Origin of the sequence: Alistipes sp. An66, assembly GCF_002161445.1 — a bacterium.
GTDB classification, from domain to species: Bacteria; Bacteroidota; Bacteroidia; order Bacteroidales; family Rikenellaceae; genus Alistipes; species Alistipes cottocaccae.
Genome location: NZ_NFHT01000007.1, coordinates 25,325 through 37,795, shown reverse-complemented (window position 1 = coordinate 37,795; position 12,471 = coordinate 25,325). Strand labels below are relative to the sequence as shown.

8 protein-coding genes are annotated in these 12,471 nt (G+C 60.4%); 3 read left to right on the top strand and 5 right to left on the bottom strand.

The window, feature by feature from the left end:
- Genes B5G16_RS06450 through B5G16_RS06440 form a run of 3 tightly spaced genes read left to right on the top strand, consistent with a single transcriptional unit; the run spans nt 1 to nt 6,397 of the window.
- On the top strand, nt 1-1,539 hold the full coding sequence (locus B5G16_RS06450; RefSeq protein WP_087262409.1) for a sulfatase family protein: 1,539 nt from the start codon (nt 1-3) through the stop codon (nt 1,537-1,539).
- Nucleotides 1,540-1,553: 14 nt separating this feature from the next.
- Complete coding sequence (locus B5G16_RS06445; protein ID WP_087262406.1) at nt 1,554-4,163, top strand: DUF4955 domain-containing protein; 2,610 nt, start codon at nt 1,554-1,556, stop codon at nt 4,161-4,163.
- Between the two features lie 20 nt (nt 4,164-4,183).
- Nucleotides 4,184-6,397 (top strand): PL29 family lyase N-terminal domain-containing protein, encoded by a 2,214-nt coding sequence (locus tag B5G16_RS06440; RefSeq protein WP_087262404.1) that lies wholly within the window; start codon nt 4,184-4,186, stop codon nt 6,395-6,397.
- 318 nt (nt 6,398-6,715) lie between these two features.
- Here the strand turns inward: B5G16_RS06440 and B5G16_RS06435 are convergent, their stop codons facing one another.
- The 5 genes from B5G16_RS06435 to ilvN form a co-directional block, all read right to left on the bottom strand.
- A complete protein-coding gene (locus B5G16_RS06435; protein ID WP_087262402.1) occupies nt 6,716-7,681 on the bottom strand; it encodes a type I phosphomannose isomerase catalytic subunit in 966 nt (321 codons plus the stop codon).
- Between the two features lie 6 nt (nt 7,682-7,687).
- The gene (locus B5G16_RS06430; protein ID WP_087262400.1) at nt 7,688-8,794 is read right to left on the bottom strand and encodes an ROK family protein; all 1,107 of its coding nucleotides are present in this window, start codon (nt 8,792-8,794) and stop codon (nt 7,688-7,690) included.
- A 276-nt stretch (nt 8,795-9,070) separates the two neighbouring features.
- Nucleotides 9,071-10,747, bottom strand: a complete 1,677-nt coding sequence (gene asnB, locus B5G16_RS06425) for an asparagine synthase B (RefSeq protein ID WP_087262398.1) — start codon at nt 10,745-10,747, stop codon at nt 9,071-9,073.
- A 21-nt stretch (nt 10,748-10,768) separates the two neighbouring features.
- Nucleotides 10,769-11,815: a ketol-acid reductoisomerase gene (gene ilvC, locus B5G16_RS06420; RefSeq protein WP_087262396.1), complete on the bottom strand. Its 1,047-nt coding sequence runs from the start codon at nt 11,813-11,815 to the stop codon at nt 10,769-10,771.
- Between the two features lie 93 nt (nt 11,816-11,908).
- Nucleotides 11,909-12,463 (bottom strand): acetolactate synthase small subunit, encoded by a 555-nt coding sequence (ilvN, locus tag B5G16_RS06415; RefSeq protein ID WP_087262394.1) that lies wholly within the window; start codon nt 12,461-12,463, stop codon nt 11,909-11,911.
- Between the last annotated feature and the right edge of the window lie 8 nt (nt 12,464-12,471).

The window sequence follows — 12,471 nt, the reverse complement described above, 5'->3', positions numbered from 1 at the left end:
ATGGTTAAAATCAAGAGTGTGATTCCGTTTGCGGGCCTCGCCCTGACCGCCTGCGGGCCGTCGGCGGCCGAGCGCCCCAACGTGATCTATGTATTTCCGGACCAGTACCGCAACTCCTCGCTGGGTTTCTGGTCCGATCCGGAATTCGCCTCGCAGGTGGCCTGGCAGGGCGACCCGGTTTCGACCCCGAACCTCGACCGCTTCGCCCGTGAGGCCGTGGTGTTGAGCGAGGCCGTGAGCAACTTCCCGGTGAGCAGTCCCCACCGCGGGATGCTCCTGTCGGGGATGTATCCCGAGCGCAACGGCGTGGTGCTGAACTGCATGTCGGAGCGTCCGGAGAGTACGCTGCGTGAGGATGCCGAGTGCATCGGCGACGTCTTCTCGGCGGCGGGCTACGACTGCGCCTACATCGGCAAGCTGCACGTCGACCACCCGACGAAGAACAACCCGCAGCGTCCGGGGACCTACGTGAGCGACATGGTGCCCGAATGGGATGCCTATACGCCGCCCGAACGGCGCCACGGTTTCAACTACTGGTACTCCTACGGGACCTACGACGTGCACAAGCATCCCCATTACTGGGATACGGAGGGCAACCGCCACGACGTGGACGAGTGGTCGCCGCAGCACGAGATCTCGAAGGCGATCGAGTATATCGAAAACCGGGATGCACAGCGCGATTCCCGGAAGCCGTTCTTCATGATGGTGGGCATCAACCCGCCGCATTCGCCCTACGCCTCGACCGACGACTGCGATCTGGAAGGCTACGAACTCTACAAGGACAAGTCGCTGACGGACCTGCTCGTGCGCGGGAATGCCGACACGACGATGGCCAAGGCGGCTGCGGCGCGCTACTACTTCGCCAACGTGAGCGGCATCGACCGGGAGTTCGGACGCCTGTTGAAGACGCTGGACGATATGGGGCTGGCCGACAATACGATCGTCGTCTTCGCGTCGGACCACGGCGAGACGATGACGAGCCATTCGGTTACCGACCCGAAGAACTCGATCTGGCGCGAGTCGCTGAACATTCCCTTCCTGGTCCGCTACCCGGGCCGGTTGCAGCACCGGGTGGACGACCTGCTGCTTTCGACGCCCGACATCATGCCCACGGTGCTGGGGCTGGCGGGTCTGGGCGACCGGATTCCGGCGAGCGTCGAGGGGCGGGACTTCTCGCCGATCCTGCGGCAGGACGAGGTGCAGCCCGAACGTCCGCGTGCGGCGCTCTACATGCGCAACCTCGACGGCGAGCGCGATGCCGAGGGGCAGGTGCGCGGGTTCTTCCCCGAAGCGCGGGGCTTGAAGACCGCCACCCACACGATGGAGTTGTGCATCGACCGCGACGGAGCGTTGAAACGGGTGCTGCTGTATGACGACGTGCAGGATCCCTACCAGTTGCGGAGTCTCGATCCGGCCGCCTGCCCGGAACTCTTCGCGTCGCTGTGCGGCGAACTGGGCGAGTTGCTGCGCGAGAACGATGATGTGTGGTATCGCGAGCGCGTGCTGGCGGAGGTGATTCCCTATGACATGAATAACTAATTTGGAGTTAGAATATGAATAAACTGTTTTTATGGATTGCGGCGGCTTCGGCCTTTGTGCTGCAATCGTGTCAAAAAACCGACGGTATTCAGGACGAGATCGACTCGCTGCGCGACCGGGTGGCCGCGTTGGAGGCGAAGGTCGGCGACGTGAATACCAGTATCGTGGCTCTCCACAAACTGATGGACGAATCGCTGGTGATCGTGGGCGTCGAGCCTGCCGAGAACGGTGTCGGATATGAGGTCAAGTTCAGCGACGGCACCTCCTGCCCGGTGATCAATGCCGAGGAGATTCAGGGTGCGGTGACCCCTGCGCTGGGTATCGACGACGAGGGTTATTGGACGATCAGCCTCGACGGCGGAGCCACCTCCACGCGGATCGAATCCAACGGCGAGCCGGTTTCGGCATGGCCCGTTGCCGGGGGCGAGCATCAGCCCGATGCCGAGGGCGTGACTCCACAGCTGCGGGTTTCGGCCGACGGCATGTGGGAGGTAAGCCTCGACGGCGGAAGTTCGTGGAACCCGCTGTTGCAGGACGGAGAGGCGGTCAATGCCGTGGGTGAAAACGTGGGTTACAGCACGAGCTTCAAGTCGGTGACCTACAAGGAGGAGAACGGCCAGCTGGTCGTCGAACTCGTCTCCGGCGGGACGCTGACGCTGCCCGTTGTCGACACCTTCGGCCTGACGATCAACGCCGGGGAGAACGAGACTTTTTTCCTGGGCGAGACGCGGGAGTTCGAGGTCGTGCAGACGAATGTCGCCGAGGTGATGATCCAGGCCCCCAAGGGGTGGAGCGCCGAACTCGAAGAGACGACCTTGAAGATCACCTCCCCGGCGCAGATGCCGGCACAGTCGGAGTTCACGCTCTCGCTCGTCGCCACTTCGGAGGAGGGCTACCTGAAAATCATCCCCATGAAGCTGACGCTTCTGAATGAAACGTGGGATGCCAGCGCCTGCGAAGCGTGGCGAAATTTTAAACTCCGGAACGACGAGAACGTACTGCTCGATTTCTCGTACGCCGGATACAAACACGGAGAAGTAGCTCCTCCGGATGTCTGGGGACTGGGCTATACGGTCTACGACGTGACCAAATACGGTCTGGACCCCACGGGCAAGACGTCGTCGCGACAGGCCTTCATCGATCTGCTGAAAACATTGAAACTGACGGGAAAGAATGATTCGGGCGGCAATCTGGCGAATGCCAGCGCACGTGCGATCCTCTACTTCCCGGAGGGCGACTACGTGCTGCACGACGAGTCGGACGACGTGAAACGCGACACGCCGCTTTATGACGATTCGGGCAATGTCGTGGCGGAATATTCGAGTTCGGACATCATCATTCTGGGCGGCAACTTCGTCATCAAGGGTGCGGGCCGCGACAAGACGCGCCTGATCATGAAGACGAAGAACTACCCGGCGACAAGCGACCTGTGGTCGTCGCCCGTGATGCTCAACATCAAGAACAACCAAACGCGGATCGGCGACAGCTATTCGGCGCTGACGACGGTCACGGGCGATGCGGCGAAGGGCTCCTTCTCGGTGGAGGTCGGTTCGACGGCCGGCATATCGACGGGCGACTGGGTGATGCTCTACCTGCAAAGCAAGGACGCGGAGCTGGTGGCCAAGGAACTGGATCCGAAAACCGTGGACAAGCCGGCGATGACCGACATCCAGACGATCTGCGTCTACGACTACCACCAGGTGAAGTCCATCAGCGGCAATACGGTGACCTTCTGCGAGCCGATCATGCACGAAGTCGAGGCGAAATACGGCTGGCAGATCCGCGAATTCCCGCACTATGAGAATGTGGGCATCGAGGACCTGACGTTCGTGGGCAACGCCAAGACGAATTTCGGACACCACGTGTCGTGGGAGGACGACGGGGCGTTCAAACCGCTGAACATGATGCGTCTGACGAACTCGTGGGTGCGTCGCGTGGATTTCGAGAGCGTGAGCGAGGCGCTGACCTTCTCGGCCACGGCGAACTGCTCGGCCTACGATATCAACATCACGGGCAACCGCGGACATTCGGCCGTGCGTTCGCAGGCCTCCTCGCGGGTCTTCATCGGCAAGGTCATCGACCGCACGAGCGGTTACGAATGTACCACGTCGAGCGGTCTTCCGGGCGGAGCCTTCATGGAGAATGCCGGTCAGTACCATGCTTCGGGGGTTTCGAACCAGTCGATGGGCACGGTGCTGTGGAACAATACGTGGGGTAACGACGCCCTGTTCGAGTCGCACTCCAAGCAGCCGCGGGCCACGCTGGTGGACCGTTGTACGGGCGGTTTCGTACAGTGGCGTTTCGGCGGCGACGTCTCGAACGTCCCGAACCACCTGCGCGACCTGACGATCTGGAACCTCAATGCCACGAATGTCAAACATGATTTCGGTGCCGACGTCTTCAAATGGTGGCTGACGGCCAACGACTGGTGGAAGATCATGCCGCCGATCATCGTGGGCTTCCACGGCGGGCAGGTCAATTTCGCCCTGACGGATGAGAATGGCGAGAAACAACTGGAATACCTCGAAAGCAACGGACAGGCCGTCGAGCCGCAGTCGCTCTACGAAGCGCAGCTGCGCGAACGTCTGGGCTATGTTCCCGGGTGGCTGAACTCCTTGAAATAAATAACAACACACAATAGACCATGAAAAAGTATCTGATTCTGTTATTCGTCGCGGCGGCTGCCGTTTTCCAGTCGTGCGACAACAACGATGACCTGTGGGATGCGATCGACGATCTGAAAAGTCGGGTGCAGGCCCTCGAAACGCAGGTCAATGCCCTGAACGACAATGTCAAGGCCTTGCAGACGCTCTATGCGGGTGCGACGGTCTCCGAGGTGAAGAATGAAGACGGCAAATGCACCATCACGCTGACCGACGGCAAGAAGTTGACGCTGGTCAGCGATATCGACGCATTGGTGCCGGTGGTCTCGATCAATGAGGAGACGGGAATGTGGCAGTATTCGATCGGCGGAGGCGAGCCGCAGTCGCTGAATGTGAAGGCGGTAGCCGAGGATGGCAAGACGCCGACGTTCCAGGTTGCGGACGACGGTTCCTGGCAGGTGGATCTGGGCGACGGCCAGGGCTGGCGCGATGTGACCTATGCCGATGGCAGCAAAGTCAGCGCCATTACGGACACGCCGACCGAAGACAAGTTTTTCCAGACGGTGGAAGTCGTGGGCGACTCGCTCCATATCGTGATGCAGAACGGCGAGGTGCTGGATGTCCCGATCGTGAAGGGCTTCCTCTGCCAGATCGTGGATGGCGAGGGCAATGTCATTACAGACGTTCAGTCCTTTGATATGGGCGTAACGAAGGAGTTTACGGTCAACATGCGCGGTGTGGAGACCTGGATTCTGACGGCTCCCGAAGGCTGGACGGTCGAGTTGTCGGAGCCGGTAGCCGGTGCGGATGACATGAAGACGGCCACGTTGAGCGTTACGTCGCCGGCGCCTACGCGGGCTACGGCCAGCACGGCGAAGGATGTGTCGATTCTGGCCTCCTCGGGCAAGTATTCGTGCATTGCGAAGATTCAGGTCGAGAGCACGGGTATTGATCCTACGGCTCCGCGAATTACGATAAACAACTCGACGGATGTGCCTGCAACCCACTCGACACTGACGTTTGATGTGGAACTTGTGAATACGACGACATGGAAGTATATCTGCCGGCCGTCGAACGAATCGGCACCGACGGCCCAAGAGATCTTGGATGACGGTACGGAAGGCTCGGGTACGACCGTAACGGTTTCGGATCTGGACGGCGAAACGGACTATACGATCTATGCGGTGGCCTACCTGGATGACCGCGTGAGCGATGTTGTTTCCGCGCAGAACCGGACGCTGGTAGCTCCCGTGGACTACTATACAACCGGATATGAGGTTGGCGGTGTAACTTACAGCAGCACTACCCCTGATGTTCAGTTGATCACGGAGACTTCGACTATTTCAACCAAAGGCGTTTATTTCCTTGATCCCAAAGACGGGAATGTTGTTGTTACATTGCCGAAACTCGCTACCTCGGATTTGGTTATCATCGGCCGTTACAGCAATGTGAAACCTAAACTCGAAATTACGGGTATTCAATCCTTCAATGGTGCTTCGGGTGTAGGTTATATCTTCAAGAATCTCGATATTACGGCATCGACTGGTAATTATGTATTTAATTATGGTAGTACGACAGGAGAGTATGCAAATTGGGTGTTGGAAGATTGCAACATCTCGCATACTGTGGCTGACAAGGTATTGTCGTATTTTAGCAATGGAGCAAGTAGTGTGAAAAATATCCTTGTGAGGAACAATCGTATTTCACTCTCGGTATCGAAAGATGCCGGCGCAACCCGGTTGATTAACTTCAATGCTACTGCTGCTGCTAATACTCAAAGCATTATTGTTGAGAATAATAATATTTATGCTCCGCAGTATGTGGCGAATGGAACGTTGATTTTTATGCCTACGAGCGGAACTTCGACAAGCCAGCTGTCGGTAAGTGTGGTTAATAACACGTTTGTTAACTATATTGGTCAACCTAACGGTTTTATCAATCTGACTGGTGCCCAGCAACTTGATGTACAGAATAATATTTTCTGGGCACAAGATGGGTATAGTGTAACGGCCTATATGTTCCGCTTCTATGTGATAACAGAAGTGCCAAGTGCAATGAATGTTACTAATAATATTTTCTATGGCTTGAAGAGCGATGATTCTTGGGCTATGTATCATAAAGATACTTCATGCTCAACAACTGTTACTGTTACCCGAGAATCGACTGATCCTTTTGCCGGTGGTACATTCAGTTTGGAAACCGGAACCTTTATCCCCGGATCGTCGTATGCCGGTTACGGCTCGACGCTTCAATAACCGGACGTGCTGATACGAATAAAGGCTGCCCCGCGGTGGGCAGCCTTTATTGTTTGTTCCGGGACCGGGAGCGCAGAACCGAATCCGGGCCTTTCAGCCGGCCTTCGCCCCTAAATCCGGCTTTTTAAGCCGGTCGGTTTTTGCGGGGCTTTTTGACGATGCAAAAAGCCCCTTTTTTAAAGGGGCTTTTTATGTGCGGCTGAACCATTAGCGGTTTCCGCAGCCTTTACCCGCATACGACGGTCGAAGCGCAGAACTGATTCGGAAACCCCTTAACGTTCCATCGCCCCTAAAACCCCTTTCTTAAAGGGGCGGTTGTCAGTCGATCCAGCTCGTCAGGAGCTTCATCTTCCCGTCGGGCGTCATGCGCAGCGACTGTGCCGCGGCCGGAACCAGCACCGTCTCGCCCTGATGCACCGGAACGCTCTCGCCGCGCTCGTCGGTCAGCGTGCCGCGACCTTCGAGGCACATCACCACCACGAACGAATCCCGCGCCGAGAGGTCGAGCGTCTGCTCGCGGGTCAGGTCGTAGAGCGACGTCGTGAAGTAGGGGCACGCAACCAGTTCGACCCGCGTGTCGCGGCACGGCGTGTAGTGCGTCCGGTAGTCGGGCAGCACGGTGTAGTCGATGGCCCCTTTGGCCTGCTCGGTGTGCAGTTCGCGGGGCTTGCCGTCGGCGCCCACCCGCCCGTAGTCATAGATTCGGTAGGTGATGTTCGAGGTCTGCTGGATCTCGGCGATGAACGACCCCGAGCCGATGGCGTGCACGCGCCCCGCCGGCAGGTAGAAGACATCCCCCGGACGGATGGCATACCGGGCCAGCAGGTCGGTGATGGTGTTGTCCGCAACGCTCGCTTCGTACTCTTCGGGGGTTACCTGCTTCGCGAAGCCCGACAGCAGGTGGGCACCCTCGTCGGTCGAGACGACATACCACATCTCGGTCTTGCCCTTCGAGCGGTGGCGCTCCCATGCCAGCGCATCGTTCGGATGCACCTGGATCGAGAGGTCCTGACGCGCGTCGATGAACTTGATCAGCAGCGGGAATTCGTTGCCGAAACGTTCGTAGTTGGCTTTGCCCAGCAGCGCGGCGCCGTGACGGGCCAGCAGGTCGGGGAGTTTCGTCCCCGCCTCGGGGCCCCCGGCCACGACGGACTCGTTGCCCTCGACGCCCGAAAGCTCCCAGCTCTCGCCGATGTTGTGCTGTGCGGTGGCGATCTCCTTGTAGGGGGCGATCTTCTCGCCGCCCCAGATCAGGGATTTCAGAATCGGTTGGAACTTGTACATGGTTCGTTATGCGTTTTGTGCGTCCAGTTGACTCAATGCGAAGGCATAGGCGCCGACCGAGATGGCCCGGCTGGCGCCCAGTTTGGAGATCGTCACGCCGATGCGTTTCTGCGGGTCGTAGGCCACATAGCGGTCCGTGCCGTAGACTTTCAGCGTGCGGCGGTCTCCGCGTGCGAATGCGCGGAACTCCGACTCGTCGTCCAGATCGTAGACCTTCATCTGCACGCGGTTGAGTTCGTTTCCGTTGAGCTGGCGGATCTTCGACCGCAGCTCCTTGAACAGGCTCGGCATGATCCACTTCCGGGCCGCCGTGATACCGCCGCCGATGACGATCAGCCCGTCGATGAGCGTCACGGCCGTGGCCATGGCGTCGCCGGCCACCTCGCCGAACTCCGCAAAGGCCTGCCGTGCGGCCTCCTGATCTCCGGGGCGCGTGCCGTCGGCGATTTCGCAGATATCCTTCGGTTCGAGCCCGTGGTCGGGGTTGCCGCTCCGTTCGCCGTAGACTCGCTTGATGGCCCGCACGGCCACGCCATCCTCGACGATCACATCGGGAAATTTCTTGTGTTTCAGACAGAAGGTCTCGACGCACGAGTTGTCGCCGCGGTTCAGTCGGTTATCGACCACGATGCCGATGCCGAATCCCGTTCCGAAGGTGTAGCCCAGCAGGTTTTTGTAGCGTTTCGGGCTGTTGAGGGCTTCGAGCCGGGCATTGACCTCGGGCAGGGCGCCGCCCAGGGCCTCGCCGTAGGCGAACAGGTCGCCGTCGTTGTTGATGAAGACCGGGATGCCGAACGTCGCTTCGAGGAACGGGCCCAGGGCCACGCCGTCGCGGAACGACGGGAAGTTAGGCAGATAGCCGCCGATGATGCCGTTCGGATAGTCGGCCGGACCGGGGAACGCGAAGCTGATGGCGACGGGCTTCTCCGGGAGCCGGGCGATGACCTGCCGGAATCCGTCGACCATCGTGGCGAGACACTCGTCCAGATTGTCGGCATGCGAGGGCATGGTGATGGGTTCGACGATGAACTGGTTGGCCTGCATGGCACCGAATACGAAGTTCGTGCCGCCGGCGTCGAGGGTGATGACCACCCGGTTGTCGTGACTGTACATATCAGGTTGTGGTTGGATTGTTCGGGGTTCCTATCCTGCAAAGATAACGATTTTTCCGGCATTGGCAATCCGAAAAGGGCGCAAGTGCGGGTTTGCCGACCTCCGCGGAACGTGGCGGGGTGTTGCGAGGCAAGGCGGGTGGTGTCGTGGAACAGGGAGGGCGGAACATGACGTGGCGGCGAGGCGGCGTGGCGGAGCAAAAGAGAAGGCCGGCGGGATGGATACCGTCGGCCTTTTTTGGGGAGGGATCGTTCGCTCCCGGCTCTTCTGTGAGGGTCAGATTTCGTGCGTGAGGTCGGTGTTGTGCACGCCCAGCACGGCGCGTCCCGAGGGGTCGTTGCAGTTGGCGAACGACTGGTCCCAGGCCAGCGCCTCGGCCGTGCTGCACGCCACCGACGGCACCGAGGGCACGCACGCCGCGGCGGTCTGCGAGGGGAAGTGCTCCTCGAAGATCGAACGGTAGTAGTACTCCTCCTTGTTCTGCGGCGGGTTGACGGGGAACCGCTCGGCGGCATGCTCCATCTCGCGGTCCGAAACCGCCTCGGAGGTGATCCGCTTCAAGGTGTCGATCCAGCCGTAACCCACGCCGTCGGAGAACTGCTCCTTCTGCCGCCAGACGATCTCTTCGGGGAGCATCTCCTCGAAGACCTTGCGGAGCACCCACTTCTCGATGCGGCCCTTTCCGGCCATCTTCGCCGCGGGGTTCAGGCGCATGGCCACGTCGAGGAACTCCTTGTCGAGGAACGGCACGCGCCCCTCGACGCCCCATGCGGCGAGCGACTTGTTTGCGCGGAGGCAGTCGTAGAGGTGCAGCCGTCCGATCTTGCGTACGGTCTCCTCGTGGAAGGCCCGTGCATCGGGCGCCTTGTGGAAGTAGAGGTAGCCGCCGAAGATCTCGTCGGCGCCCTCGCCCGAGAGGACCATCTTGATGCCCATCGACTTGATGACCCGCGCCAGCAGGTACATCGGCGTCGAGGCGCGGACCGTGGTCACGTCGTAGGTCTCGATGTAGTAGATCACGTCGCGGATGGCGTCCAGACCCTCCTGAATCGTGTAGTGGATCTCGTGGTGGACCGTTCCGATGTGGTCGGCGACCTTGCGCGCCGCGGCCAGGTCGGGCGATCCGGCCAGCCCCACGGCGAAGGAGTGCAGCTGCGGCCACCAGGCCTCCTCGCGGCCGCCGCTCTCGACGCGGCGGTCGGCGAACTTCTTGGCCACGGCCGAGATGATCGACGAGTCGAGACCTCCCGACAACAGCACGCCGTACGGGACGTCGGACATCAGCTGCCGCTTCACGGCCTCTTCGAGCGCCGTGCGGAGCGCGGCGATGTCGGCCGGGTTCTCCTTCACGGCGTCGTATTCGAACCAGTCGCGCTGGTACCAGCGGATCATCCGCCCCTCCTTCGACGACCAGTAGTGTCCCGGCAGGAAGGGCTGGATCGTGGTGCAGACCCCTTCGAGGGCCTTCAACTCCGAGGCGACGTAGAACTGCTCGTCGCGGTCCCAGCCGATGTAGAGCGGGATGACGCCGATCGGGTCGCGGGCGATCAGGTACTCGTCGCGCTCGATGTCGTAGAGCGCGAAGGCGAAGATGCCGCTGATCCTTTCGAGCAGTCCGATTCCGAGTTTCTGGTAGAGCGGGAGGATGACCTCACAGTCGGATCCGGTCAGGAATTCGTACGCTCCGGCCAGTTCGGCGCGGATCTCCTGATGGTTGTAAATCTCCCCGTTGACGGCCAGGACGAGTTTTCCGTCGCGGCTGTACAGGGGTTGACGCCCCGACTGGGGGTCGACGATCGAGAGCCGTTCGTGCGAAAGAATCGCCCGCTCGCCGCAGTAGATTCCCGACCAGTCGGGGCCGCGGTGGCGAATCTGCTTCGACATTTTCAGCACCTGGGTGCGCAACGCATCCGACGGTTGCCGGATGTCGAACAATCCTACGAATCCACACATACGTTATCGGTTGTTAGCTGTTCAGTTGTTCTCGGGACGGAGTTTGCGGACGACGGCTCCGGCCTGCCACATCTCGCTTTCGCGCATCTCGCGCAGCTCCTCGTTGAGCTTCGTGCGGTAGTCGGGCTTGCTGTTGGAGTCGATCGAGATTTGGGCCTCGTTGCCGCTGCGGACGCTCTCGTAGAGCTCCTCGAAGACGGGCTTCGTGGCGTCGCGGAAGCGCTTCCACCAGTCGAGGGCGCCGCGCTGCGCCGTAGTCGAGCAGTTGGCGTACATCCAGTCCATTCCGTTCTCGGCGACGAGCGGCATGAGCGACTGCGTGAGCTCCTCGATGGTCTCGTTGAAGGCCTCCGAGGGGGTGTGTCCGTGAGCGCGCAGCGTGTCGTACTGGGCGGCGAAGATGCCCTGGATGGCGCCCATCAGCGTGCCGCGCTCACCCGTGAGGTCGGAGTAGACCTCGCGCTGGAAGTCGGTCTCGAAGAGGTAGCCCGAGCCGACGCCGATGCCGAGGGCGATCACACGCTCCATGGCGCGTCCCGTGGCGTCCTGGAAGACGGCGTAGCTGGAATTCAGACCGCGGCCCTGGAGGAACATGCGGCGCAGCGACGTGCCCGAGCCCTTCGGGGCGATCAGGATGACGTCGACGTCGGCCGGCGGGACGATGCCCGTGCGCTCCTTGTAGGTGATGCCGAATCCGTGCGAGAAGTAGAGCGCCTTGCCCGGGGTGAGGTGCTTCTTGATCGTGGGCCATACGGCGATCTGCCCGGCGTCGGAGAGCAGGTACTGGATGATCGTACCGCGCTCGGCGGCCTCTTCGATCTCGAAGAGCGTCTCGCCCGGCACCCAGCCGTCGGCGACGGCCTTGTCCCAGCTCTTCGAGCCCTTGCGCTGTCCGACGATCACGCGGAAGCCGTTGTCGCGCAGGTTGAGCGACTGCCCGGGGCCCTGCACGCCGTAGCCGATGACGGCAATGGTTTCGTCCTTGAGGACCTCGCGTGCTTTTTCCAGAGGAAACTCTTCACGGGTTACGACGTTCTCTTCGACGCCGCCGAAATTGATCTGTGCCATAGTTCTATACGTTTTGGTTTGTTTGTGAATGTCTGTTTCGGGGGAGGTGGAATTTGTTGTCCGTGGCCCGTCACCTGTGGTCCGGGGCAGGATTCACTCCTCCTGCCGGAGCACCTGCTCCGGGTTTTTCCGCATCTTCTCCAACTCTTCGAGATACTCGTTCAGCAACTCGCGCCGCGATTTGATGACGGCCACCGTGCCGCTGCGCACGAACTGCTGCACGCCGTAGGGCTGCAACAGGCGGAACAGCTCCTGGGTTTCGCTCTTGTGGCCGGTCTTCTCGACGACGATGTAGTCGGCGTCGACCTCCAGGATCCGGACGTTGTGCCTGCGGACGAGCTGTTCGACGCTGCTGCTGCGCGTCACCTTGTAGAGGGCGATCTCCTGCTGCACGACCTCGTCGGGGGTGTAGACGAAGGTTTTCAGCACGTCGATCTTCTTCTCGACCTGCCGCACGACCTTCTCCACGCTCTCGGGTGTGGTCCGCACGACGATCGTGAACTTGTGGATGCCCTGCAAGGCCGACTCCGAGGTGGTCAGGCTCTCGATGTTGACGTTGCGGCAGGTGAAAACCGTGGTGATCTGGCTCAACAGACCGACCTTGTTTTCCGAAAATACGGTGATGATGTATTCCTGTTCCGTTTCCATGATTCGTA